Annotated in this window: 21 protein-coding genes and 1 pseudogene; 4 read left to right on the top strand and 18 right to left on the bottom strand. The window is 39.3% G+C overall.

The features are described from left to right. Window positions 1-15 precede the first annotated feature (15 nt). The 14 genes and pseudogenes from ESZ39_RS09325 to ESZ39_RS09390 form a co-directional block, all read right to left on the bottom strand. Window positions 16-1,386, bottom strand: a complete 1,371-nt coding sequence (locus ESZ39_RS09325; protein WP_191321744.1) for a reverse transcriptase domain-containing protein — start codon at window positions 1,384-1,386, stop codon at window positions 16-18. Between the two features lie 210 nt (window positions 1,387-1,596). After that, the gene (locus ESZ39_RS09330; RefSeq protein ID WP_146879649.1) at window positions 1,597-4,875 is read right to left on the bottom strand and encodes a type I restriction endonuclease subunit R; all 3,279 of its coding nucleotides are present in this window, start codon (window positions 4,873-4,875) and stop codon (window positions 1,597-1,599) included. 27 nt (window positions 4,876-4,902) lie between these two features. After that, window positions 4,903-5,940, bottom strand: a complete 1,038-nt coding sequence (locus tag ESZ39_RS09335; RefSeq protein WP_146879650.1) for a virulence RhuM family protein — start codon at window positions 5,938-5,940, stop codon at window positions 4,903-4,905. Between the two features lie 120 nt (window positions 5,941-6,060). Then, window positions 6,061-6,651 carry a DUF559 domain-containing protein gene (locus tag ESZ39_RS09340; RefSeq protein WP_146879651.1) on the bottom strand — a complete coding sequence of 197 codons (591 nt, stop codon included), beginning with the start codon at window positions 6,649-6,651 and terminating at the stop codon, window positions 6,061-6,063. 29 nt (window positions 6,652-6,680) lie between these two features. Beyond that, window positions 6,681-6,893 carry a hypothetical protein gene (locus ESZ39_RS09345; RefSeq protein WP_146879652.1) on the bottom strand — a complete coding sequence of 71 codons (213 nt, stop codon included), beginning with the start codon at window positions 6,891-6,893 and terminating at the stop codon, window positions 6,681-6,683. 103 nt (window positions 6,894-6,996) lie between these two features. Then, window positions 6,997-7,230 (bottom strand): hypothetical protein, encoded by a 234-nt coding sequence (locus ESZ39_RS09350; protein ID WP_223270317.1) that lies wholly within the window; start codon window positions 7,228-7,230, stop codon window positions 6,997-6,999. Beyond that, window positions 7,220-8,650 carry a restriction endonuclease subunit S gene (locus tag ESZ39_RS09355; protein WP_146879653.1) on the bottom strand — a complete coding sequence of 477 codons (1,431 nt, stop codon included), beginning with the start codon at window positions 8,648-8,650 and terminating at the stop codon, window positions 7,220-7,222. Before ESZ39_RS09355 ends, ESZ39_RS09350 begins: the two co-directional genes overlap by 11 nt. Next, on the bottom strand, window positions 8,650-9,687 hold the full coding sequence (locus tag ESZ39_RS09360; RefSeq protein ID WP_146879654.1) for an Abi family protein: 1,038 nt from the start codon (window positions 9,685-9,687) through the stop codon (window positions 8,650-8,652). The genes ESZ39_RS09355 and ESZ39_RS09360 overlap by 1 nt, the downstream gene beginning before the upstream one ends. 175 nt (window positions 9,688-9,862) lie before the next feature. Then, window positions 9,863-12,272: pseudogene (locus ESZ39_RS09365) on the bottom strand (N-6 DNA methylase). 34 nt (window positions 12,273-12,306) lie between these two features. Next, a complete protein-coding gene (gene fic, locus ESZ39_RS09370; protein WP_146879655.1) occupies window positions 12,307-13,413 on the bottom strand; it encodes a protein adenylyltransferase Fic in 1,107 nt (368 codons plus the stop codon). A gap of 264 nt (window positions 13,414-13,677) precedes the next feature. Continuing rightward, on the bottom strand, window positions 13,678-14,541 hold the full coding sequence (locus tag ESZ39_RS09375; protein WP_146879656.1) for a YicC/YloC family endoribonuclease: 864 nt from the start codon (window positions 14,539-14,541) through the stop codon (window positions 13,678-13,680). A gap of 123 nt (window positions 14,542-14,664) precedes the next feature. Beyond that, a complete protein-coding gene (locus ESZ39_RS09380) occupies window positions 14,665-16,389 on the bottom strand; it encodes a GMC family oxidoreductase (RefSeq protein ID WP_146879657.1) in 1,725 nt (574 codons plus the stop codon). Then, on the bottom strand, window positions 16,386-17,156 hold the full coding sequence (locus ESZ39_RS09385) for a gluconate 2-dehydrogenase subunit 3 family protein (RefSeq protein WP_146879658.1): 771 nt from the start codon (window positions 17,154-17,156) through the stop codon (window positions 16,386-16,388). Before ESZ39_RS09385 ends, ESZ39_RS09380 begins: the two co-directional genes overlap by 4 nt. Continuing rightward, window positions 17,134-17,697 (bottom strand): thioredoxin family protein, encoded by a 564-nt coding sequence (locus ESZ39_RS09390; RefSeq protein ID WP_146879659.1) that lies wholly within the window; start codon window positions 17,695-17,697, stop codon window positions 17,134-17,136. Before ESZ39_RS09390 ends, ESZ39_RS09385 begins: the two co-directional genes overlap by 23 nt. A gap of 167 nt (window positions 17,698-17,864) precedes the next feature. On the opposite strand from ESZ39_RS09390, the gene rph reads away from it, so the two are divergent. After that, window positions 17,865-18,578, top strand: coding sequence for a ribonuclease PH (gene rph / locus ESZ39_RS09395; protein ID WP_146879660.1), 714 nt, complete (start codon window positions 17,865-17,867; stop codon window positions 18,576-18,578). Between the two features lie 18 nt (window positions 18,579-18,596). Beyond that, window positions 18,597-19,238 carry an orotate phosphoribosyltransferase gene (gene pyrE / locus ESZ39_RS09400; protein WP_146879661.1) on the top strand — a complete coding sequence of 214 codons (642 nt, stop codon included), beginning with the start codon at window positions 18,597-18,599 and terminating at the stop codon, window positions 19,236-19,238. A gap of 97 nt (window positions 19,239-19,335) precedes the next feature. On the opposite strand, the gene ESZ39_RS09405 is transcribed toward pyrE, so the two are convergent. From ESZ39_RS09405 to bioH, 3 genes are all read right to left on the bottom strand, one after another. Continuing rightward, entirely contained in the window at window positions 19,336-20,343 is a 1,008-nt protein-coding gene (locus ESZ39_RS09405) for a putative metalloprotease CJM1_0395 family protein (protein ID WP_146879662.1), read from the bottom strand. A 5-nt stretch (window positions 20,344-20,348) separates the two neighbouring features. Continuing rightward, window positions 20,349-20,657: a hypothetical protein gene (locus ESZ39_RS09410; protein ID WP_146879663.1), complete on the bottom strand. Its 309-nt coding sequence runs from the start codon at window positions 20,655-20,657 to the stop codon at window positions 20,349-20,351. Window positions 20,658-20,781: 124 nt separating this feature from the next. Further along, on the bottom strand, window positions 20,782-21,618 hold the full coding sequence (gene bioH, locus ESZ39_RS09415) for a pimeloyl-ACP methyl ester esterase BioH (protein ID WP_223270320.1): 837 nt from the start codon (window positions 21,616-21,618) through the stop codon (window positions 20,782-20,784). Between the two features lie 23 nt (window positions 21,619-21,641). Here bioH and ESZ39_RS09420 point away from each other — a divergent pair, with 23 nt between their 5' ends. Continuing rightward, complete coding sequence (locus ESZ39_RS09420; RefSeq protein WP_146879664.1) at window positions 21,642-22,409, top strand: ComF family protein; 768 nt, start codon at window positions 21,642-21,644, stop codon at window positions 22,407-22,409. Window positions 22,410-22,413: 4 nt separating this feature from the next. Here ESZ39_RS09420 and ESZ39_RS09425 read toward each other — a convergent pair whose 3' ends face one another. After that, window positions 22,414-24,882 (bottom strand): M14 family zinc carboxypeptidase, encoded by a 2,469-nt coding sequence (locus ESZ39_RS09425; protein ID WP_223270321.1) that lies wholly within the window; start codon window positions 24,880-24,882, stop codon window positions 22,414-22,416. Between the two features lie 319 nt (window positions 24,883-25,201). Between ESZ39_RS09425 and nfuA the strand changes: the two genes are divergently transcribed. Beyond that, window positions 25,202-25,780 (top strand): Fe-S biogenesis protein NfuA, encoded by a 579-nt coding sequence (gene nfuA, locus ESZ39_RS09430; protein WP_146879683.1) that lies wholly within the window; start codon window positions 25,202-25,204, stop codon window positions 25,778-25,780. Window positions 25,781-25,795 lie beyond the last annotated feature (15 nt).

Below are 25,795 nucleotides of genomic sequence, written 5' to 3' on the forward strand. Positions count from 1 at the left end.
GTACAAGGAGGGTACTTAAGATATATTACCAACATCTTCTTCTAATTTCACTATTCGTGACATCTTTGCTATTTCAAATTTTCTTTCAATTTCTTCTTGTGAATAATTTTTAGTGTCATCTTCAGCGATATAGCCAAATCTAACCAAAAATTGGATTTTTTTAGTTACTGAATCATAAAGCCAATAGTTATGGATATACCCATCAAAAGTAGTAAACTTTGCTGCATAATGGCTTTTAACTAAACTTTTCAATTCAAGGGGGGGAGTAGAGTCAAACATATCCAATCTCTTAAATTGATTGGTAATTATTGCGTCAATCTTATGAAGTAAGTGAATATCAGTAATCTCTATAAAATAAAATATCCACCCGTATCGTTTCTTCTCTGTTATTGCCCCAGTAATCCTTTCATTTAAGTTTAGTAAAAATAAATCTTTAATATTCGTAGCAGTCATCCATTTAGAGTTTTTTACACGGTGTTGAAAATTGTGTTTAAAATCTGTAATCATCGCTATTATTGATGTAATAAAACGATCTATAGTTGATTCTCTTACAGAAATATTTTCAGATGATATCTGATACCCAAGATAATCAAATGATTTAGATATTTCACCTTTTTCTGTTTTATCATTAGTTTCAAGACCTATATTAATTAAAGCTCTTTCTACCTTTTGTTCTATAACATTTATTTCATGTTGTTTTGCAAAAATTAAAATATCATCAATATACCTCATATATTTTAATCCAACATTATTGAACTCTATATCAAACTCTTTCATATAAATGCCCGCAAGAACATTAGATATTGACAAGCCTTGTGGTACGCCAACTTTATTATGGTATGAAGAACTATTTATTTTTTTATAATTTTTAGGCACTGTTTTATTTATAATTGCTCGTCTAATTAGCGTTATAACACCATTATGGTTAATATCTTTTAAACAATCCTCGAGCAAAATTCTATGATTTAAGTTGTCGTAAAAACCTCTAATATCAATTTTTAAATAGTACAGCTCATCTTCATTTTGAAGTAGTAAGGATTTAATTTCTCGAATAAATGTATTCGGTAGCTGATTTTGAATACAGTCCTCATACAATTCGTGCAGGGTATCTTTAAGCGCACACAAAACAAGCTTGTCTCTGATTGTGGGCTTAGATATTATTCTCGGTTGTTTACCTCTCCCTTTTGATTTTACTATCTCAAGGTATGGACTAAACCTATACGTTGATGAGATTGATTTTGCGGATAACCTTGAAACTATTGGTAATAATTCGCTTTCAAACTGCGCACAATTAATGCCATCGATACCTTTACCTGATTTATTCTTTATATTATCTTCAAAAATAGACTTTAGATTTTCTACCGAAAAGTTTTGTTCGAAATTCATTCCTGAATTACCCATGATTTTCACGTCCGATGTTGACTTTAAGTACTTTATTATGAACCCACCAATTAAGTGAATATTAATATCCCATATTGTCAAAGCATTATAAACAAAAAGCTATAATGTTTTGGCTTGCAAAGGATATCGTTGCGACATATAAAAAATCGACATAGATTGATCTCCGCTGAGCGCTCATCAAATGGATTATAAAATTTATTTATCAGCCAACTGCAACAAATCAAACACCAATCTCGAAAAGCCATTAGCCTTATCTGGATTCGATAATAACTGCATCATTTGATTTTCATGAGCTTCACCGCTATCCATAATTGCATCCATTAATGCTTTAGGGAAATCACCTAACATTGCTTGCTCAGGTGTGTTGTTGTCTATCTGCTTCATCACTAGCGTATTTTCTTTCATCTTATCTTTGATGGTATATAAGTAATTTATCATGTCTTTATCGGTTAACATGTCAGTGATAAACAGCTCATTTAAACGATAAATTATTTGAGAAAGAAATTCTTCTTTAGGATCTTTAGCTTTGGCAGTACCGACAGCATCACCGGGTACTAATGCATAATCTGCAGAGTTTTCTTTAATTTGAATATCTTGCTGGCGAATTTTTGATAAACGGTAATGGCTCATTACTACATTACTTAAATCAATGTCACTTTCTTCCACAGCTAATTCACGTAACATAGGGCGAAGGTTTCGAGCATAAAGACTCAGTTTCTCTAGCTCCTTATCATCGTAATCCACAATCTGAGACATAAACTCATAGAAACGTACGAATGTACCTAAGTCCTTTTTAAATACCTCTAAAGCGTCCTTTTTCTGCTTACACTCTTTCAAACAGTTCTCAGCATTAGCTATTAATATGGCATCGCCTGTTTTTTTGGTGCGCTCGAACGTCTCTTTTTCTTTTTTGTAGGCATCAGTGGCAAATTTATAACCTTTTTGCCAGCGCTCAACGGCTGGTTTACAAATATTAGCGATAGCCGCGTTACTTTTGCTTTTAACAAAAAATGCGTTGCAGAATTGCTCTACTTCTTGCCATTGAAAAATGCCTGAAGCCTTCAGCTTATCTTGTAAATCAAAAATGAGATCAGGGTCTGATACATCAGCTAGTTCAGCTGTTTGAAAGTAGGGCTGAAACGATGTAAGAATATCTTCTGGTTCATTGAAAAAATCCAGTACATAAGTACCTGTTTCTGCTTTACCAGGGAACGTACGATTTAAGCGCGACAATGTTTGTACACACTCAACGCCACCAAGCTTTTTATCAACATACATTGCACACAGTTTTGGTTGATCAAAACCTGTTTGGAATTTATTGGCGACGATCATTACTTGGTAATCATCGCTATCAAATGCCTTGCGCATATCTCGGCCTTTGAGCTTTTCATTCATATTCTTTTCAGTAAACTTAACATCAACAAAAGCTTCACAGCCTGGGTCTTTATCGATGAATTCTACCTCACCAGAAAATGCGACCATTGCATGTATTTTTTGATAGCCTTTCTCAACTATGTACTTATCAAAGCCTTGTTTATAACGAACCGCTTCTTTACGTGAGCTAGTTACAACCATTGCTTTAGCTTGGCCACCTAATAGCCCCATCACATTATTTTTAAAGTGCTCAACAATAACTTGTACTTTCTGGCTAATGTTATAGTCATGCAAGCGTACCCACTGATTAAGTTTTATCTTTGCTTTTTTACTTTCAACCTCTTGATCAGTCCCTTCCATTTTCATCGCAAGGTTATAAGCTACTTTATAGTTAGTATAGTTTTTCAATACATCTAGGATAAAGCCCTCTTCAATGGCTTGGCGCATACTATACACATGGTAGGCTTCAGGCTTATTCTGTTTAGAGGGCGCTTCATCAGGCTTAGGTAATCGGCCAAATAGCTCAAGAGTTTTGGTTTTAGGTGTTGCGGTAAACGCTAAGTAACTTAAGTTACTAGACGCCCTACGTGAAGCTACCGTAGCGTCTAATATATCTTCAGTCGTAAGTTCTTCATCAGCGTCTTTAGAATCTATCATTAATACTTCTTTCAGCTGGCGTGCGGTACTACCTGTTTGTGAACTGTGAGCTTCATCAGCAATCACTACATAATTACGCTCTTTTAAGCTAACACTGTTTTCAATGGCTTTTAGAACAAAAGGAAAGGTTTGAATAGTTACAATAATAATTGGCTGTGAGTTTTCTAAAGCGCCAGCAAGTTTCTCAGATTTAGAGCCACTCCCTTCGTCGCGGTTTATTCTGCCCACCATGCCTTCAACAGCGGTAAATTGGGATATTGTTTCTTGCAGCTGATCATCAAGTACGGTTCTGTCGGTAACAACGATTATTGAATCAAAGAGCTTATTACCTTCAGCGGTATGAATAGCAGATAACTGGTGCGCAGACCAAGCAATAGAGTTGGATTTACCAGAGCCCGCACTATGTTGTATTAAATACTTATGGCCAGGGCCTTCAATGCGAGCAGCATTAACTAATTTATTAACAACATCCCACTGATGATAACGGGGGAATATTAAGGTTTCTTTTTTATATTTACGGCCTTCCCAATCTTCTTTTTCTTCAATTTCTAAATGGACAAAACGAGCAAGAATATTTAGCAGATTATCTGGCAGTAATACTTCGTTCCATAAATAGTCAGTAGCATAATTATTGATGTTTTCTGGTACATCATTACCAGCGCCACCTTCACTCGTGCCTTTGTTAAAAGGTAAGAAAAAAGTATCATCACCTTCTAGGCGTGTAGCCATATATACTTCATATTGGCTTACTGCAAAATGTACTAAAGCACCGCGCTTAAAAGTTAATAATGGCTCAGGCTTTTTAGTGGCAGGGTCTATAGCAAAACGTGTGGTTTTATATTGTTTAATCGCATTTTGTACTGCTTGCTTAAATTCAGATTTAAGCTCAAGCGTCACTACAGGTAAGCCATTAACAAATAGCACTAAATCTATGCGCCATTTCTTAGCTCGCTTACTATCACTAACAGCATTTTCAGCTTCATGCTCGTCAGTTGAGCTTTTATTAACAGACCAAGGTGAATAAACGAGTTCAGGTACTACACGTAATCGGTTTTTTTGATAACGCGCTAAAGTGTCAGGATTTAAATCATGCTCAGGTTTAAATTGACATAAACTAAAACGTGTACCTCGGTCACGTATTTCATGACGTAAAACACCTAACGTACCAAAAGTACGCATATCTTTATTAGCAGCATTTGGGTCAGCTTTATTTAGCTGTGAGGCCACGCGTTCTAAAAATTTTTGTTCAGGATTATTAGGGTATAGAGCACAAAACTTTTGCCATTGAGTATCCTGGGTATCTTTCACAAAACCCAATACATCTTCTTCATATAAGGCTAACTCGCGATTGTAGTTTTCAGGCTTACCTAGCAACCAGCCATTAGCGACTAGCTGGCGAATCATATCGTTTTGAAAAACCACTTCTTGTGTTTTGTTACTCATTTTTATCCCTACTTCCTTGAGCTATTCTTATTTATTCGGTGTTTTATTAGTTAAGATTTTCACTGCATCAGCTAAGTCTTGGTCAACTTGGCTAGGCTGTAAATCAATAACTTTTCTAAATTTATCGTATTCTTGTTTGGCTTTTTGCTTTGCTTGTTCTGCAGATATTTTTCCTACATGAATTAACACATCAAAATCACTTAATTTAAGAAAATCATTTAACTTACTTGCCCAATCAGCCATCTTCATTAATTTACCGTTACGTGCTTGCAGCTCTGCAAATTCAAGGTAAGAAGTAACCAAACGGTTTAATGTTTCAAGTTCATCTTCAGATAAGTAATTTTTGCCGACTATAACTTCTTTGCGTATAGGTTCTTTGCCAGAATCTTTACCTGGATAATTAGTTAAACCTAAATGTGGTTTATTGGCATCAATACGATGGTGAACTACTTCAGCAGCAGTATGGCCATGTGCAGCCCAATGCATTTGATTTTGAACTTGAGAGAAAAAACTGATGCTTGATTGTGCTTTACCGTCATAATCGATACTGGTTGCGTAGATATCACATACCTTCCGCCAGAACATTTTTTCTGAAGAACGTATATCACGAATTTTGTTAAGTAATTCTTCAAAATATGGGCTAGATTCAGGCTGTTTTAATCGCTCATCATCCATAACAAAACCTTTAACCAAATATGATTGCAAGGTTTTAGTTGCCCATTGCCTAAATTGAATACCTTGAGGGGAACGAACTCTGTAACCAATAGCAAAAATTGCGTCTAAGTTATAATACTCAAGTAACCTCGTTACCTCCCTCTCACCCTCTATTTGAACTGTTGCATATTTTGCAATGGTTGCTTCTTGTACTAATTCAGCATCATCATAAATATTTTTAAAGTGCTTAGAGATAACTGACTTGTCGCGTCCAAATAAAGTAGAAAGCTGGTTAAGGTTCAGCCATAACGTATCATCTTCAAGTCGACACTCAACTTTAGTTTGCCCGTCAGAGCCCTTAAATAGAAATAACTCCCCGCCAGGTGGATTAGGTATTAAATTTTCAGTCATTACTTACCCTTATCTAATTAATTCATTTATTTGAATATATAAGTTGATGCCATAACAGACTATCGCATTTCACATTTTAGAGCTGAAACGGCCAAAGATATTTTAACGCTAATAATTAAATTACTGCGCACTAAATATAAACTTTATAATCCGATTAAGCCCTTGATGTTCATCACCTTCCGCAACACGTATAAAAGTAATATTTTTTATTGAATCATTTACTACCTGCTCTCGCTTAAGATCTAAACTTAAATTGTGATGCTTTTTATGATGTTTTTCGTCATATTCAACCGCTAAGGTAAGTTCACTACAATATAAGTCTACTAGATATTCTCCAACTCTATATTGCTCTTCGAAATTACAAATTCCATCTAAAGATTCTTTAACCAATTTAAAAAACTCCCGTTCTTTAACTGGTAAAACCCTTACTTCATTTATATCGATACCAATAGCTTTGCATTTATCAAGTAATGCAGTTAATACTTCATATTCCCTAGCCTTTATTCCAAGACAATAAACAAAATCAAGATCATAGTGAAGCTTATCTCTTCTAATAGTTCTCCTACCTTCAAGCTGGGCTACTTTAAATATTTTAATTGAATTAGGTTTTGACAACTCAATAGCTTTAACGTGTTCATTAATTGTTGAAATCGATTTGTCAAAAATTAATGATATTTGGACTTGTGAAAAATAGATGGTTTCATTTTCCATAATAAAATCCCCTTTATAACCATCTAATCTTACATTGCGCAAATGCACCTCCAAAATCGCCCAATTATGCTTTTATCTATTATCGAAGCATGATAGATAATTATATTTTTAGGCGTTAACTCTGCAACATATTTAACCTTTGCCAGTTGCCAATGTATCGGAATGTCCTCTAAGAAAGAGCTTCCAGAGTCTTTATATTCAGGATAAGTCGCATACTTTCCGCCCATGGCTGCTTTGTTCATTATTGCTCACCTGCTTGAAAAAAACTTATGTTCTCGCCAATCACCAACAAAACTCATTGAAGATACGGGCACTTCAGGGTGCAATAAAATTAACGTTTTCAATTTATTTTGCCGTTGGCTGTCGGGGCTTATTTTGTTCGATTTCACCATCACTATAAATATTAGATAAATGTTCATTAATGGTAGGCACACCCTTTTGGTATAACTCAGCAATTAACGCTTGAGTAAGCCATAAGCTTTCAGATTCAAAACGACATTCAACCTTAGTACTGCCATCAGTACTATTAAATAAAATAAACTCACCCTTAGGTGCTTCGGGCATTAAGTTATCGGTCATTGGTGGCTCCATTAGTTGAACTTGGTGTAGGCATAACCCAATTTCTTACATCTATTTTTCCAGTGACGGCGGCGGAAATTAGGGCTGTGCGGCGTTCTTGTAACAACGCAATTTGAGCTGCACCTTTCTCTTCTGCTTTATCAAAAGCATCCACTTTCCTATTCACATACTTTATGATTTCGTCCCTTTCTTTTGCAGGAGGAATAACTAAAGGTGTTTCTTTAATATTTGTAGAAGAGATAGAAGCTAAATTTGTACTTTGCTTAGCTACTCTATAAAAGTGAAACTTTGCATAACTAGTGCGAGTGACTAGGTCCAACCATTCTGGCTCGATTGAATAAGGACGGATTGCAAACACATGGTTCTGATGGATGCATGGTTCAATTTCATTTTGCCATACTGCACCACGACCAAGTTTGTCATTATCACCACCTTCATTCATCAGAACGTCACCTTTTTGCAGGGAAAATCGTTCAAGTTGCTCAGGTATAATATCCATCTTATGCACATCATTAAGGTTCAAATAGCCATCTTGTACATTTGCAACCCTCAACATAGGTACACTGATACTTACTTTTCCTGTTAAGTCTTTTCCTTTAGGAATACCTGATTGTAGCTTCGAGGTGTGTTTTAAGCGACGAACGATCCAATGTTCGGGCACTTCACCTAACCACTCAACACCTGAGTCGCGCATGGGGACGTTAGGCTGCTCTTTATTCGATATGCCTTTGGTGACGGCATGGCTGATAACGGCTTGGCGCTTTTCTTTTAGCAGTTTGATTAGCTGTTGTTGTTTTTCAATCAGCGTGTCGATTTTGGCGGTTTCATGATCGAGGAAGCTGGCTATTGTTTTACGTTCTTCTAGGGCAGGTAGCCAAATATTAATCCCTCGAAGAATTGCCTGTGTAACACTAAATACTTTCACGCCTTTCACTGCGTGTCTAATTTGTGTTCTTATTTCCAGAGAATCCAAAAGATATGCATAAAAACGGTAGCATTTACGGTCGTTAGGGCGAGCTATAATCGTGTGATAACCAGCGAAAACGGTTTCATCACTTGTTAACTGTGTAAAGTTTCCTGAACCTTCAATATCTTCTGATGTGTCTGCAAAGACTAAATCACCTTTAAACAAAAGAGAATTCGATGAAGATTTAATATAATTATCACTAACACATTTAAGAGGATCAATTGCAGGATCTATTTCAAAGCCATATTTTGAATGGACCTCGCCATAATTTACACAAGGAACTCCTTTATCTGTTAGGTTTGCCTTCGTAATGGTTAAGCCTTTTCCAAAGGAAAACTTATAACGAAGTTTACTCTCCTGCCAGTGAGCTGGAAGCTTTTCGATCCAATCCACCTCAGAATTTCTATATTCAGGATAAGCCGCATACTTTCCGCTCAAGGCTGTATTGTTCATTATTGCTCACCTGCTTGAAAAAACTCATGTTCTCGCCAGTTATCAACAAAGCCCATTGGAAAGAGTGGTACTTCGGGATGCAATAAAATTAAGGCTTTTAACTTATTTTGCCATTGGCTGTCGGGGCTTATTTGCTGCATCAAATACGCGAGCATCAGCAATACCATATAAATACGTCGATTTGGTTGTATTTGGCTTGGGGTTAATCGCGCAGGTAATTGCCATAAATCACCACGGGGTATTTTGGGCTGTATGGCTAATTCTCGGTTCCATAACCGGCTATGGTGGGCGCAACAGTTACGGATAAAGTTTAGCGTATGTAACCAGCTTTCTAGCACTTCTTGAGGGACACTAAAGCGTTTCGCAATGGCTTTACGGTCACTATCTTTGGCAAGCCCACTATATAGGTGTGAAATACTACCGAAGGTTAATTCTTCTGCCATTGCCCAACCTGGCATGAGTTCGGGCGTTGAATAGTGGTGCTGATAAAATCTAGGGTAGTTTTCTTTAATTCTGCGCTGTATGCGTTGTTCTTGTACTTCGGCTGAGGCATTACTACGCTGAATTTGTGTTATATCGCGTTGGAGAAGTTGATACTCCTTGGTTTGCTTGTCTTTAATATCTCGCAATAAGCGTGGGTGGTCAAAATTTCGTTTGAATAATCGGCTGTTCATGTACCAATGTGAGCCACTATTTGGCTCTGTTGTTTGGTACTTTGTGCCCATAACATTATTAAATGTGGCTCTAATAGCGACCTCTACTCGTTCAACGGCATCCATAATTAACAAACGTAATTCACGGTCAAAAGCATATAAGTCAACAATTTGCTTAAATTCTACTTGGTCTTTAAATTGGTGCTCTACAGCTTGTTCAGGAAGAGGACGCTGAAAAGGGCGCATGTAGGCACTTAAACGAAAAAAACTAATAACTTCTAAGTATTTTTTTGCACGTTCTGGCGATTGAATTTGTAATTTTCTGCTGAGTAATAGTTCAATTTGTTGATCAACATTAATGGCGGGCTTGGTGAATTGAGTCATTATGCCCTCGCTAACTTAACTAAAGTAGCAGGCATAAAAAAGCCCACACAATTTGAGCATTCATGAAGAGGCTTGGTGGGCGTATTACGTATTATTTTAGTCGTTACCGTCTCATGCGTCAACAATAATATTGCTGTAAGTTCATTAGTAAGGTTAATAAAAAAGCGATAAAACATTACGAATGTACCTCGCTAAGCAGTGCCATAATATCGCTTGATACTTTGTCTAAATCGGCATCAATATCGGCTAAGTCTCTTGGTGGTTGGTATTGATAAAAATGGCGGTTAAACGGAATTTCATAACCAACTATGCCCACTTCCTGATCTTTGTCGTCTTTTTTATTGGCGTCTATCCAGGCATCAGGCACATGCGGTTGTACTTCTTTTTTGAAATAGGCTTCGTTAAGGTCATTAACTGATTGTGACGGGTTAAGGGCGACGTTTTCGTTATCACGCAGATCACCATCCGTTTTATATTCCACTACTCTCTTTCCGTTGCCAGCACCACCACTCACTGCAAACAATCCATAGAGAGGAGCAGCAGCGGTTTTGTGGATTTTCTTGATAACTTTTTCAGCTACGGGGTTTTTCCAGCTAACAGCTGAAGTAATTAGTTTTTTCTCTTTAGGGTCTAATTTAATAGAGCCATTTTTACAGGATTTGCTTAGTACTGCGTCAAAAGTATTCATATCGTCGCATTGTGCTATGCCTACTTGCTCTTGCAGTTGGCGTGCTTTCAATAAAATTTGTAACTGTGAAGTCCATGTTTTTTGGTCTAATAGTTCTTTTATTTTGGCCTCTTTTACTTCACTGAAATGGGCTTTAAGGTGTTTGCGGATTTCGGCTTCATATGCGGTTAATACACCGTACTCTTTACTTTTATTAGCCGCAGGCGCTTGCGAACAGATTTCGCTGTCAGACCATGCTTTACCTAATACAGAGCCATACGTTTCATAAAGCCATTTCATTGGTGCATTTAATGGTTTAGCGGCAAAGCGCAGTTCATTAATACGTTCATCGCTGAATTGGAAGCTCTCACGTAATGGACGTTCGATAGTGATACGGCGATAACCAAATTCGTGTGTGTCGAATATTTTACTTGAGAAGGTTTTAGGGGCTTCAGTTTTGGCGCTGGCGGACTTACGGCCACGGTTGCTTTTTTGCTCAGCTGGTTTATCCAGTTCGCGGGCATCAACCACCTCAAAGGCACCAAAGCTACGCGTGATAGTAGCAATGTCATTGGCACTCATTTCATTACGTTTGGAGCCTAGCGATTTACGCATTTTTCCGCAAAGGTTTACGCCGTTAATCAGCTGTAACTTGCCTTTACGCTCATCCGATTTTTTATTACTCAGTACCCACACATAGGTGGCGATACCGGTGTTATAAAACATATCGGTAGGTAGCGCAACAATAGTTTCCAGTAAATCAGCTTCAAGAATATAGCGACGAATTTCAGATTCACCTGACCCTGCTCCACCGGTAAATAGTGGTGAGCCGTTAAGAATGATACCAATTCGACCACCGCCCTCAGAAGCATCACGCAGTTTACTAAGTAAATGCATTAAAAATAATAATGAACCATCAGATACTCTGGGTAACCCGGCACCAAAACGCCCATCAAAGCCTTTAAGGGTATTTTCATCTTTAATCGTTGCTTCGATTTTTTTCCAATCTACGCCAAAGGGTGGGTTAGATAACATGTAATCAAATTTATCGGCGTAGAGTTGGTCGTTCGATAAGGTATTACCCAATTTAATATTGGCAACGTCTTGCCCTTTGATCAGCATATCGGCTTTACAAATAGCGTAACTTTCAGGATTCAGCTCTTGACCATAAGCACGCATAACCGCTTGTGGGTTTAATTCGTGTACATATTCCATACCCGAAGATAAAAAGCCGCCTGTACCTGCTGTGGGGTCGTAAATGGTGCGGATAATGCCAGACTTAGTCAGGGCTTCATCATCTTCCATAAATACCAATGAAGTGGTTAAACGCACAATATCGCGTGGAGTGTTCCCCAGCCGTTTCATTGGAGCCTTCAGCAAAGCGGCGAATTAATTCTTCAAAAGTTAAGCCCATGTCGTGATTGGTTATACCATTAGGATTGCTAGGGCTTTTAGGGCTTAAATCAGTGGTTCGAACCTTTTGCACTACTTTCCAAAGTAAGTCTGCATCATTAAGCTGACCAATGAATTCACCAAAGTTGAAGTACTCAAATATTTCGCGCGCGTCTTTAGAAAAGGCTTGAATGTAGCTTTCAAGGTTGGCTTTAATACTTGATTCACCAAGCTTAGACATATCCATTTTTGAGGTGTTGAAGAAACTTAAGCCATGAGGATTGTTTGCAGACTTTGTTGTGCGTAATAACATCTTTTCTTGCGCTTCTTCAGGCAAGTTCATTGGTGCGATTTTATCAAGCTCTACTAAAACAGCTTCTTTACTTTCTTCTAATACACCTTCAAGACGGCGTAATAACGTAAAGGGTAATATAATACGGCCATACTGAGATTGCTTGAAATCACCTCGAAGTAGGTCAGCAATAGACCAGCAAAAAGTCGCTAAATTGTTAGGTGTTTGGTTCATTAAGTATCTCTTTATTAAATTTGTTATCTAACTTTTAAACGTAAGGCTGAAAGTTATCATCGTCTTGAGACATTAAGCGCATTAATTTAGGATGAAAAAAGAGCTTTTCTTTACCAAGCTGCATTTCTTCTAATACCCCTATTTCCGCTAGCTGCTTTAAATACACTGAGGCAGTTTGTCGTTTTGCAATGTCGCGTTCAACTAAGTTATTTATACGACAATAAGGCTGCTCAAAAATAACCTGTACCAATTCATAACTGTATATTTTGGGCAGTTTATCTTGAATATACTTACTGGTATCTTCAATTAATGTGCGAATAGCGGCTATTTTTTTTGTTGTCCAACGTGCCATTTCTGTTACGCCATTAAGAATAAAAATAATCCATTCTTCCCAATTAGCATCTGATGTAACACTTGTGAGTAGGCGGTAATAGTCAGCTTTATGCTGCACGATATATCGACTTAAGTACAAAATAGGCAGGGTTAGCAACTCTTGCTCTAATAAGTAAAGAATATTGATTATTCGCCCCGTTCTGCCATTACCGTCAAGAAACGGATGAATGGCTTCAAATTGATAGTGGCTAACGGCCATTTTAACTAAGGGGTCTATATCATCTTCTGCATGAAGAAATTTTTCCCAATTAGTTAATAAGTCACGTATAGCGGTTTCACCGATTGGCGGGGTATAAACAATTTCCTGGGTATTTTGATTACTTATTACGGTGCCAGGTACTTTGCGAATATCCATAGCTGCAGCTTTTAAAGTGCAACATATTTCAACCGCCGTATTGGTGCAAAGCGGGCGTTTTTTTAGGTTTATATAGCCTTCATAAAGCGCTGTTCTATAGCTTAACGCTTCTTTGGTAGCAGGGTCAGCTAAATTATCTTCTTGTGAGAACTGAAAGAGCTTATCTGTTGTGGTGAAGATATTTTCTATTTCAGAGCTGTCTTTAGCTTCTAACAATGGCAGTAAGTTTATTAATAAGCTTTGGTTTGGCAATAGCTCGCCAGCTTGTTTTAACTCTGCAAGTGCAGCACGAGCAGGAATACACGCTTTGAGAATATTAATAGATTCAACATTATCTCTGGCCGGTGGTAACAATGGCATATTGTTAAACGGAACTTCAGCTTGCCATGACATGTTTATACATCCTTACTGTTTCGACATGAAAATAGTATATGTTGATAGGATCAACACGTAAAGGCCATGTGTCGATAAAGATTGATTATATCGACATATAGTAACGTCGTGTTTATAAGATCAAGATGATAATGAAAAATTATTTATCCAAATTTCTACTTCAATTTTGTAAAGTTTCATTTTTTAAAATCAGAATACAGCAACAAAAAAACCTCGACAATCGAGGCTTTAAAACTAAAATTCAAATAGTTAAGCGTTAATATACTATTCTATATTTTGGATCTGCTCACGCATTTGTTCAATTAACACTTTTAGCTCCACCGCTGAGTTGGTGATATCGGCATTAATAGATTTTGAACCTAAGGTGTTTGCTTCACGATTAAATTCTTGCATCATAAAGTCTAAGCGGCGGCCTTGTGCGCCACCTTTTTTCAATATGCTGCGAGTTTCTTTTACGTGACTAAATAGGCGGTCAATTTCTTCGTCAACATCCATTTTTTGTGCTAGTAATACCAACTCTTGCTCAACACGTGATGATTCCAGTTCAATGTTAGCGTCGGCAAACTTGTCGGTAATGCGTTTACGTTGCCATTGAATAATTTCTGGCATATGGCCTTTTACCATATCGGCTTGCTCAATAATGCCCTCTAAGCGTTGCTCAAGCAGCATCTTAAGGTTTTCACCCTCATCGGTACGAGCAACAATAAAGTCTTTTAATGCTTGGTCAAAACCGGCTAATATTTCTGCTTGAACTGTACTCATGTCAGCTTCTTCAGCTTCCATCACACCAGGCCAGCGCATAATTTCAATCGGATTTACCGTCGCGTTATTCGCTAAGCTGGCAATAGTATTGGCATGGGTCATTAATTCGGCGGCTAGCTCTGCATTTAATGTCACTTTATTTTTTGCGGCCGGGTTAGCATTAAAACGTAAATTACATTCTACTTTTCCGCGATTCAATTGCTTGCGAAATCGTTCACGCAATACTGGCTCTATGCTTCTAAATTGTTCGGGTAAACGAAAGTAGGTTTCGAGGAAACGTTGATTAACAGAACGAATTTCCCACACGGCATTGCCCCATTCGCCCTTTATTTCATGGCGTGCGAACGCTGTCATACTATGGATCATTGAGTTTCCTAAATTTTTTAAATTAACATTGTGGTGAATTATGCCCTAGCTACTACTGGGTATCTACATTAATAAAGTGTAGTTAGAGAGATCATGCTGCAATACACCCGCTCCACTTAAATATTAAGCCTTTGCTTGCTGCCAGCGCGCTTTAATATGGTCTGCAACGCGAAACGAGTTGGCATAAATGGTAAAGGTGTAAGGCACACTACCTCCTGTTGGCATAAATGAGGCATCGGTAACAAATAAATTTTCGACCTCATGCGTTTGGCAATGTTTATTCAGCACTGAGGTTTTAGGGTTATTACCAAAACGACAACCCCCCGCCATTAAGTTGGTGGGTGGTGAACTACTCACCGATGATGAAACATTGCTCGCGCCCATTTCTACCAGTAACTTCTCGGCTTTTTCAGCGAGATACTCACCTACATCTAAGTCGTGGTTATGCGCGCCAATACGTACTTTCGCCACAGGGTCGCCCCACTTATCGGTTACTTCATCATCTAAGGCAACGAAACAATTATCGGTTGGCAGCCAGTCATTAAACACTTCAAAACGTAGCGTTTTATAGCTGGTGAATTCGGTTTTCATGCTTTGTTTCAGTGCTTCACCCCAAAGTAGTGTTTCACTATTTTGGCTTTCATCATATTGCCATTGTGTGCCTTGTGCGCGCGAAATAGGGTTTTGATAGAATAAGAAGTCTATCGTGCCGCCTTTGGCTTTACCGTCGCGATTAATGCCGGTAAAGGCTTTATCATCAATTTGATACCAGTCTTGTAAAGCACGATTAATAAAAGGCCCTACTTGGGTAAGTTGCGTTTTTTTCTCGTTGGTTAAATCTTTATAAAAGAAATCACCACGACCCGTGCCACCGGCACTAAAGACTAAATTTTTGCCTACTTGGCCGGTGTTGTTGGCTAAACCGTTAGGAAATTTCTCTCCTTTGGAAGCCAATAATAAACGTGATGTTTCAATGGCTTGGCACGCCACGACATAATATTTAGCCTGAACAGTTTTTTTGCGCCCTGCTTGGTCGTAATAGTGCACGCCAGATATTTCGCCTTGGCTATCGGTAGCAATGTTATACACTTTTGCATGTGGTGTTATGGTGCAATTACCCGTAGCAACTGCGTGGTTCAACAATGCTGCTCGGCCACCGCCTTTTGCGCCTGACGAACAACCATAACTGCTACAATAACCTGAATATTCACAGCTATTTCTGCCCATGGCCGGTTGAGATAATATCGCTCTAGGCACTGGCACTGTGTGATAACCTATTTTTTCTGCACTTTCGTCTATCCACGATGAAATGGCATGTTCAGCCAACGGTGGATACGGAAAGTCAGTTGAGCGAGGTTCCTGATGTGGATGCTCGGTGGCTCGGCCTGATACCCCAACCACCTTTTCAACCATGGCGTAATAAGGTTCTAGCTCATCATAACTGATCGGCCAGTCAACGACGTTTGCACCTTTAATCCTGCCAAATTCAGTTTTCAAACGAAAATCGACTGGCTTTAAACGATGAAAGTAGCCACTCATAAAATTTGATGAGCCGCCAACTACGGTGCCATTCCAAAAGCTCCAACCCGATTCACTGGTGGGCTCGCCTTGCCAAAAACTTTCACCGGCTGCGTTTTCATATTCTTCTTCAATAACGTGCTGTTCGTCTTCAAGCTTAGGGTTGTAAGCATCACGTAAGCTAATCGCCAGTTCGTCTTTATAAAACTCTTTTTCTGTTAACCAAGCACCTTTCTCTAGTACTAACACTTTAGCGCCTGCGTTGGCTAAGGTATAAGCCACCGGTGAAGCGCCTGCGCCACTACCCACTATACAAATATCATATATCATGCTTTTCGAGTTCCTATTTGCTTGCCAAGATATTGCTGATGGCTGACAACTTGCGTACTTGTTTTATTAGCAAGCGGCGCTTTGTTGCTCAGCACAATAGCTTGTTTACCGGGTAATTCGTAATAACGCTGCCCGGCTTGAGGTAAGGGAAAACCGGCTTGATGGTCTAACCACTGCCAACCTATGCCATTAGGGTTGCCGCCATAACTTGGCGGCGTAAGCATAGCCTCGAAAATATAACTGACTAAATTACTTAGCCAATTTTCACCCGCGCGTGATTGACTAATGGCCTGTAATATTTTTTCTTTTTCATCAAAGTTTAATAGCACAAAGTTGTTCTGTAATTCACTATTGCTGTAGCCATTTAGCCAGCCAACACCTTTATAAATAAATTCAATTTCATCGTTATCGGTCGGTTGTTGAAACACCACATTATATAAATACTGCGTTGCTTGAATTTCTTTTGCACTCGGGCCGGTTGGTGACTCAGGTAATAAATGTGCAAGTACCGCTTCAAGGGTTAGCCATGGGTCGGTCTTCAGGACGCTGGAAAATTGCTCACCGGCCAGTGCTGACCAAGCACGTAATGGTATGGCGGCAACCATAGTGGCGCCCGCTGCAGACTTTAGTGCACTGCGCCTGGAAACTTTCTTTTGTAACCATTTAGGTATGCGAAAGTTTTCATCAAAAAATGAATTCACTTGCGACATGGCTTTGCTCGTTGTTTGCTTTCGAACCGTGGCTTTAACCTTTTGCACTTGAGTCACTTAAATTTTCCTTATTATTTTTTACCTGCCATTTTGCTAGAAAAGTTAGCCAGTACGGTGCCGAGTACTGCAAATCGTCAAGTAATTCTGCGGTGTCTTTGGACAACAACATTTGACCGGTATTGGTTGAAACGTACATGTGCGGGTAACCTTGCACGGGTGGCAACGACTTCATAAAAGCTTCATTTTCATTGCTGTCACTCACGCTTATTTTAAGTAGAACATAATTATCATGCAGCGCTTGGTAAACTTTCGGATTTTTTGCTAAAAAAGCATCCATTTTATGGCACCAAGTACACCAATTGCCGCCAATTTCAATTAACACATTCCGGTTACTTGCTTGCGCGATAACAATGGCTGCTTGCGCATCTTTAAACGGATCGCGCTTGTCGTCATAAACTTTACTGTATAACGGCAAGTTGTTTGCGGTGGCAATGGTTAACTGGTGTGCAGAAACTTGCGCACTTGCTGGGCTGGTGAACAGTAAACTTGATAACAATACACTTGCTAACAATAAAACAATAAACAGCTGAAATTTCATAAATTCTCTCTACATCAATAATATTCAATGGCAACTAACAACAAACCCACAATATAGTGACCTTATATTAATTAACTATATTTCAAAATACTTGTAACGTCATTATGTCAAATTGCTATCCGAACGATTATAATGCGCAGCAATTATACTATGATAGGAAATGCAACATGCGTCCAAGCGGCAGAACTTTAGGGCAAATTCGTCCTGTAACCATTACTCGTCAATTTACCGCTCATGCAGAAGGCTCAGTGCTTATTGAGTTTGGTGATACCAAAGTTATATGTACCGCTACAGTTGAAACTGGCGTACCACGTTTTATGAAAGGCCAAGGCAAAGGTTGGATCAATGCTGAATATGGCATGTTACCTCGCTCTACTCACACGCGTATGCGTCGCGAAGCTGCCAATGGCAAACAAAGTGGTCGTACCTTAGAAATTTCTCGTTTAATCGCGCGTTCATTACGTGCTGCGGTTGATTTAGCCGCGCTAGGTGAAAACACCATTACGATTGATTGTGATGTTATTCAAGCTGATGGCGGCACGCGTACCGCTTCAATTACCGGTGCTTGTGTTGCCTTAGTTGATGCATTAAACCATATGCGCGCTAAAGGTATTATCAATAACAATCCCCTTAAGCACATGATTGCCGCGGTTTCTGTTGGTATCTATAAAGGTGAAGCGATTTCTGATTTAGAATATGTTGAAGATTCAGCCGCTGATACTGACATGAACGTTGTTATGACCGAAACCGGCAAGTTGATTGAAGTGCAAGGCACAGCAGAAGAAGAACCGTTTAGTTTTGACGAAATGCAACAAATGCTAGCACTGGCTAAAAACAGTATTAACGAACTGTTTGATATTCAAAAAACCGCTTTAAATTAAGCCAGACAGGAGCTGATTATGAAAGATTATCAACGCGAATTTATTGAATTTGCCTTAGCTAAACAAGTGTTACGTTTTGGCGAGTTCACCTTAAAGTCAGGCCGCATTAGTCCTTATTTTTTTAATGCCGGTTTATTCAATACTGGTGGTGATTTAGCCCGTTTAGGGCGTTTTTACGCCGCCGCATTGCAAGACGCTAACATTGACTACAACTTGTTGTTTGGCCCTGCTTACAAAGGTATTCCTATTGCAACCACCACAGCAGTTGCACTTGCTGACAGTTACAATATTGATATGCCTTATTGCTTTAATCGCAAAGAAGCTAAAACGCACGGTGAAGGTGGCAGCTTAGTAGGCTCCCCCCTTGAAGGTAAAGTGATGTTAGTTGATGATGTGATCACCGCAGGTACTGCCATTCGTGAGTCGATGCAAATTATTCAGGCTCACGGTGCTGAATTATCCGGTGTACTGATTGCGTTAGACCGACAAGAAAAAGGCCAAGCAGAGCTTTCTGCCATTCAAGAAGTTGAACGAGATTTTAATACTAAAGTGATTTCTATTGTCACGTTAGCCAACTTGATCAGCTACTTGGAAGAAAAACCAGACATGACTGATAGCTTGGCTAGCATCAGAAAATATCGTGAAGATTACGGTATTTAAGTGATAAATTAAGTATTGGTGTCATCACCAAACGTAAAAAGCCTGCAAGATTGCAGGCTTTTTTGTTATTAAAATCTTATAACAGGACCAGCGATCACTAGGCAGTTAGCTCAAACTGATAGCTTGCTGATTTTTCATAAGCTTGATTAATAGTAGAATAAAATTGTGCAATACGGCCCGCTCTTTCGTCAACCGCTAGCGGCCGACTTGGCACAACCACTTCTTGCGCTGATAAAGTTTGGGCAATTTGACGATCAAAAGCTTTGCTACTATCATTATTTTCAAGGCTCTCGTCACTTTGCAGTAGCTCTTTATCACGATATAAATGACCTAACGGCGGCTTAGCCTCGACATTGTTAGCGCCAATATTAATTAACTCTGCCTGAGCCTCTAAAATTATACTAGCCGCGGAAGCTGCAACGCGAACATCTTGTGCTGATGGATTAGCCGGTGCTAAAGCCGCAGCTTGCACTTGATTCATTTTAACAATGGTTTTTGTCGGGTCACCTGCAATCGGCGTTAAATCAACAGAGACTTCACCACCAACAGCATATTTTTTACCATTGGGTCCAATCTCGTATGAATAAGACGGCGCGCCAGTCAATGAGCCCCCAACAGCAGCATGAGCGCTTTCATGGCTACGCACGGCTTTATCGCGATTTTCCAAGTTGCGAATAATTTGTATATCTGCTAACTCTTCCGCACTCGATTGTTGGCCATGACTTGAGCTTGCTTGGCTTGGCTTTGATTCTCCAGAGCCATCGCTATTTTGCTTATTAGCCTCTTGTTCTGGGTGCTTTGCTGAGTCTTGCCCTGAGCCATTGCCTGAGCTATTACCTGAACTATTGTGCGAACTATTGCCAATAACATCGTTAGCGAGTTCAGCTTGTTTACGTAAGCTGGTGAAGTCTACTTGCTGATTGTTTTGTGCCGGAGTGCGACCACGCTCTTTATCAGAGGCCGGACCTTTTTCGGCGCCTGATTGACTCGACGGCTCAGGTTTTGTGATGACTTCTCTTTGCTGATTTTCACGGCGTAAGCTATCAGTCTGCAGGTTTACCGAAGTTTGTATGGGTAGATGAGTGTTTTGTGGCGTGATATTCATAAAAGCTAGACGGTAACGTCCAATAACGAACCTAAGTTTTCATCCGCTGATTGGATCACCTCAACAGACGCTTTCGCTTGAAATTCTGCCACACGTAAATCGACGAGTGACTGGGTTAGATTTACTGGATTATCACCCTTTTGTTTAGTGATTTCATTAACATTAGCAACAGGGCCGTTACTTGCTTGAGCGACGCCATAAGACTCAGCCGCTAGGCCGGCGCTAGTCGCTATATTTTCAGCCGCTTTATAAACATCTTCATTAGCTTTTTGAAGGCTTTGTACACCAACATTAAAGGCGGATTGAATTTCCACGGAATACTCCTAAATGGTCATTGACACTTACTCTGCACTTATCCGTTAAATTTACTGTTCAACTTACTATTCATTTTCCTGGTTAATTATCAACCAAAAGTGTTAAAAAGTAAACCGTTACTCGTTAGCTAAAATGTTCAGTTAACCAGCTTTTCAATATCGCTAAAAACTCAGCCTGATGAGATATAAATGGCGCATGTGAAGCTTGTTCAAATATATAATGTTGACTCTTAGGTGCAAGTTCACCAATCAGCGCAATAACTTGTTTAGGTACTAAGCCATCAAGTTTGCCGTAAAGGCGCAAAAATGGCTGATGAATATTTTGTAGCTGCGCAGACAAATCTGAGCTTTCTAATAAACTTAATGAGTCGTCTAGCACTTCTCGCGTAGGCTGCTCATACTGCATAACTAGCTCACGAATTTTTTTAATGTCTTGGCGAATATGTGGGCTACCCAGAGCTTGAATTTTCAAAAAATTACTAATAGTTTTTGTTGTGTCTTGGGCAAGTTGTTGATGAAATAACGCCAAAACATTGGCTTTAATACCCGGCCAATTATCTTGTGCTACAAATTGTGGTGAACTCGCCACAGTAACTAGTCCCAACACTTGCGCTGGGTGCTTAATAGCAATTTGACTGGCCACTAATCCCCCTAAAGACCAACCAATATAAACCGCGGGTTTAGCCACCACTTGTACTATGGCGTCTGCTATCTCAACTAATGAATATTGAGCCAGCTGTACTGATTTGTTAGTCGCAAAGCCGGGCAGGTCAACGGTGATCACTTCAAAGTCGGCCTGGAGCTGCGCTAAACATGGTTGCCAAACAGCTGAGTTAAGTCCCCAACCATGAATAAACACCAAGGGAATACCTTGACCTTGGCTCGCAATTTTCAATCTTTCTGCCATGCTTTTGTCATACTTAGTGTCATGCTTCGTCTGCTCAATATCCAGTAGGCGCACAGTTTAACCAAAGGAGGCTAAAAATGGAATTTAGCAGTAAGCGCAATAGGGAAATAGGGTTAACTTTACAGCAAACATTACGCCAAGAAATGCAAAAAATAAGGCTGCAAATAAGCTGCTGCTCGCTATGCGGTAACGCTTGCCAACATCACCCACTGCTTTGTCAGTATTGCCAAGCAGATTTACCTTATTTTAATCATCAGCATCTACCTTATGATTTATTATTATGGCCAGCTGTTACAAAACTGATCCCCATCAAGCATTTTGATCACCTATTAGCCATTGCGCCTTATGTATGGCCCTTTAATACTTGGATTAGTCAGTTGAAGTATCAACATAAAACCGAATTAGCTGAGCTGTTAACCTATCTACTTATTCATCACTGGCAGCAGTATCTTAGCCTTGAACACGCAAATTTAACACCCGATAACACGCTGATCCTAGCGGTGCCATTACATTTGAAAAAATGGCAGGAACGCGGATTTAACCAAGCAGACTTGATTGCGCGCAAGTTTGCTCAAGGTTTTGGTTATTTTTATCAAGCGGACCTGGTTATTAGAAAAAAATTAACTGAAAGTCAGGTCGGTAAGTCTGGTATTGAGCGCAGAAAAAATTTAAAACAGGCTTTTAGCTTAAACATCAAGCCGAAGGCAAGGTTACCTGAGCATATTATTTTGATTGATGATGTGGTTACTACCGGCACAACAGCCAATGAAATTTGTAAGTTGCTAAAAAAAAGCGGAGTGCAAAGTATTACACTCCTGAGTTTATGTTTAGCGATACCTAGCTAGCACTTTATTCTGCTAAATTGGCACTAAAGGCTTTAGCAAAAAAAAGACTGTTCGCAATAATTTTCATACTGCCTAAAAAATAGCCACGAAAAGCTAGATTATCTGTACTGGCGATAATTCGACCTTTACCAACATTGTGGGCCACCAGTGTTGGGTTATTTGCTAAACGATTCACTAAATTTTTATCGGTATAGCCACTAAGCAAAGGCACCTTACTGTATTTTGCTACACTGATAAATGGCTGTGATGTTTGCTCCATAATGACCGTGCTATTTCGAAATACTGGTAACTTACTGTTTTGATAACCGTATGCTAGCGGATGACTAGTATCTAATTCCGCTTGAAAAATAGCGCCAGCGATGCGTTTTCGCCCCGCAAGTTGCTCTTTATCACCGTAAGTTAATTTAACCGTATCAAACAACTGGTCGATATGCGCTTTACTAACAAAATCAATTTTTAATAATTCTATCTCTGAGAACCAACGTGCAGCGCGTTTTTGACCAAATAGCACACCACCATTAGTTAACCATGAAGTAAGTTTACTCTGTAGCTTACTATCTACCGCAGCATATCGGCCATCAACCATCATAATATGGCTATAATCAGCTAAATTAACATTAGCTAAACGCTGCATTTCAACCACAGTGACCGGAATTTCCAGCAAGCTATCAAGGTAGTAAAGCATTTCACCTGCTTCGTATTGAGATACACCCTTTCCACCCACCAATAGTACTTTTGGCGCTGAAACGGGCCGAAATGAACTACTGCCAATATCAATGCCCTTTGTGGTTAAGCCAGTCTCTAAAGCGTTAAGCGCTATCTGGCTTTTCGCAGCAAAGTCAGTGAGGATACTACGCCAATTTTCCACTTGCTGAGTGCCCGCTGGTATAATAATAGTGCCTTGATTAAAGGTTTTAACCTCGCCATTAACTGTCGCAGAAAACGTCTTGGTTGCTACTTTTGCCTTAATATTAGCATTAGTGATTTTATTTAACAGTTTAGGCGCTAAAAAATCATGCCATTCAAACACATAAGCGTAAGCAGAGTTGCTTACTTCAGCCAATTTCAAAACACTAGGTTGCCATGGTTTCTCTTCAGTTTTTAAGCCCCAAGTGCGTCCAATAGGCGCAAATTTTATGTTCATGGCAAGCGGTAATGTCCAACCTGAGACATCATAAAAGGTATTATCTTGAAAACTTTGTTGTTGATTAAATAGCGCTTGAATCACCCGATATTGAGGCTGTTCTAATGGAATATAGTAGCTATACTCAGCAAGATAATTTAGGTCATTAATTTTATAATCTTGTTTAAGGGGATAGACCTTAATTTGATGTTGCTGCAACTTATTTAAAAAAGTTTGTAGGCGATAATGGTCTTTGGTTTCAGTAAAAATATAACCATTAAAGTTTTCATCACTGGCTTGTTTTTGCGCCGATTGATAAAAGTTTTTACGATAAGCTTTAAATTTGGCTTGGTTTTTCCACGCACCTTCAATGGTTGATAATGAGGTTAACACATGGTTTTGTATGCCGTATTCAAAGGTCAGTAAGCCATTAACGGTAGCTTGCTGTAAACCTCGGCTGCTGGCTTGTTCAAACAAGATACCAATACCACCGTTGATATCAGGGTAAGTTGAACCTTTACCATAATAAAAATCATCAAAGCTTTCTTCACTGTAGTATAAACGGTCTTTAGCATCGAGTGCTTTGGCGTGATATGTCGCGAGTAACTGTGTTAACTCGGTATTTTTTGCCGGTGTTAGAGGATGCGTTCGCGTTGGAATTCCTGGCTGAAAAAAATAGCTGCTATTGGCGCCCATTTCATGAAAGTCACCTAAGACATTAGGTTGGTATTGATGAAAATAGGGTAGACGATTTTGACTTTCTTTTTGCGACAATAGCAACCAATCGCGGTTTAAATCAAAACCAAAATGATTGGTGCGACCGGTGTGCCAAGGTTGATGATGTTCGATATGGTTTGGATCTGGGTTTTCAGTTACACCACGATGGGTAGTTACCCAGTTAACAAATCTATCCATGCCGTCTGGGTTGATGCTTGGCTCTATCACAATAATAGTATCGTTGAGCATATCGGCTACGGCTTTATCTTGTGATGCGGCTAAATGATAAGCCACTACCATAGCGGCATTAGTACCACTAATTTCATCACCGTGGACACTATAACCCAACCACACAACAACAGGGTCTTTAGCAGAAGCGGCTATGTCTGAGCGCCGTGCTAAAATTTGTTCAAGGTTATTTAAGTTTTCAGGGCTAGAAATAGTTAATAATACTTGCGAGCGAAACTGTGTAGTTCGACCCATTTCTTCAATTTGCAGTCGAGATGACGATGCCGCGACTTGCTGTAGATAGTTTACAACTTGATCATGGCGTGGATGGCGTTCACCAATACCAAAGCCCAAAGCCGACTCTGGCGTTGGCACTTTTTCGCTATAAACTGCACCCTTTGGCAAGTATGTACTTACATTTGCACTAAAAACGGTAAACGAAACACTTAATAAACAAAATATTACAATTCGATACAACGATAACAACATACGAGATCTCCTGGTTAAATAGCTAGATAAAATAACAAAATAATGCCATATGAACTAGTTATCTTGTGATAATTACCTATTTATCTATTTTATTTTTAACTTTTCATCTGCTGGCTATATAAATTATTCTATCTAGGACTAGCACCAAATGACAGAGAAGAGTAAAATTGTTATACTTGAGTGAAATAGTCGGGTATTGAAAAGTTCAAGCCCAGTAGGGAGAGTAAATAGTATGATGGTTAACATTTCAGAAACTGCACAAGAACACTTTGTAAAACTACTTTCTGGGCAAGCTGAAGGTACTAGTATCCGTGTATTTGTGGTAAACCCGGGTACAGCAAGCGCAGAATGTGGTGTATCGTACTGTCCGGCTGACGCTATAGAAGCTGACGACATTGAACTAAAGTTTGAAAACTTTTCAGCCTACATAGACGCCGACAGTAAAACCTATTTAGAGGAAGCAGAAATAGACTTTACCTCTGACCAAATGGGCTCGCAATTAACCTTAAAAGCGCCAAATGCTAAGTTACGTAAAGTTGCCGATGACGCGCCATTATTTGAGCGTGTTGATTACTTCTTAAAAGCTGAGGTTAATCCTCAACTGGCTGGCCATGGCGGCGAATGTACGCTAATGGAAATCACCGAAGACGGTTATGCGGTCTTACAATTTGGCGGTGGCTGTAACGGTTGTGCCCAAATCGATGTCACCGTTAAAGACGGCATTGAGAAGCAATTAATTGACATGATGGGTGATGAAATTAAAGGCGTAAAAGATATGACAGAGCATGAACGTGGCGAACATTCATACTACTAATAACCTGTTGCTGTC

Source organism: Colwellia sp. C1TZA3 (genome assembly GCF_007954265.1).
GTDB lineage: Bacteria > Pseudomonadota > Gammaproteobacteria > Enterobacterales > Alteromonadaceae > Cognaticolwellia.

Bases quoted from the DNA above. Each gene is read 5' to 3' on its own strand.
- ESZ39_RS09405 (WP_146879662.1), bottom strand. From the start codon at position 20,343: ATGAATATCACGCCACAAAACACTCATCTACCCATACAAACTTCGGTA.
- fic (WP_146879655.1), bottom strand. From the start codon at position 13,413: ATGTCATGGCAAGCTGAAGTTCCGTTTAACAATATGCCATTGTTACCA.
- ESZ39_RS09380 (WP_146879657.1), bottom strand. From the start codon at position 16,389: ATGATATATGATATTTGTATAGTGGGTAGTGGCGCAGGCGCTTCACCG.
- ESZ39_RS09390 (WP_146879659.1), bottom strand. From the start codon at position 17,697: ATGAAATTTCAGCTGTTTATTGTTTTATTGTTAGCAAGTGTATTGTTA.
- ESZ39_RS09420 (WP_146879664.1), top strand. From the start codon at position 21,642: ATGGAATTTAGCAGTAAGCGCAATAGGGAAATAGGGTTAACTTTACAG.
- nfuA (WP_146879683.1), top strand. From the start codon at position 25,202: ATGGTTAACATTTCAGAAACTGCACAAGAACACTTTGTAAAACTACTT.
- ESZ39_RS09350 (WP_223270317.1), bottom strand. From the start codon at position 7,230: ATGACCGATAACTTAATGCCCGAAGCACCTAAGGGTGAGTTTATTTTA.
- ESZ39_RS09355 (WP_146879653.1), bottom strand. From the start codon at position 8,650: ATGAACAATACAGCCTTGAGCGGAAAGTATGCGGCTTATCCTGAATAT.
- ESZ39_RS09335 (WP_146879650.1), bottom strand. From the start codon at position 5,940: ATGACTGAAAATTTAATACCTAATCCACCTGGCGGGGAGTTATTTCTA.
- ESZ39_RS09340 (WP_146879651.1), bottom strand. From the start codon at position 6,651: ATGGAAAATGAAACCATCTATTTTTCACAAGTCCAAATATCATTAATT.
- ESZ39_RS09330 (WP_146879649.1), bottom strand. From the start codon at position 4,875: ATGAGTAACAAAACACAAGAAGTGGTTTTTCAAAACGATATGATTCGC.
- ESZ39_RS09345 (WP_146879652.1), bottom strand. From the start codon at position 6,893: ATGAACAAAGCAGCCATGGGCGGAAAGTATGCGACTTATCCTGAATAT.
- ESZ39_RS09325 (WP_191321744.1), bottom strand. From the start codon at position 1,386: ATGAATTTCGAACAAAACTTTTCGGTAGAAAATCTAAAGTCTATTTTT.
- ESZ39_RS09360 (WP_146879654.1), bottom strand. From the start codon at position 9,687: ATGACTCAATTCACCAAGCCCGCCATTAATGTTGATCAACAAATTGAA.
- pyrE (WP_146879661.1), top strand. From the start codon at position 18,597: ATGAAAGATTATCAACGCGAATTTATTGAATTTGCCTTAGCTAAACAA.
- rph (WP_146879660.1), top strand. From the start codon at position 17,865: ATGCGTCCAAGCGGCAGAACTTTAGGGCAAATTCGTCCTGTAACCATT.
- ESZ39_RS09375 (WP_146879656.1), bottom strand. From the start codon at position 14,541: ATGATCCATAGTATGACAGCGTTCGCACGCCATGAAATAAAGGGCGAA.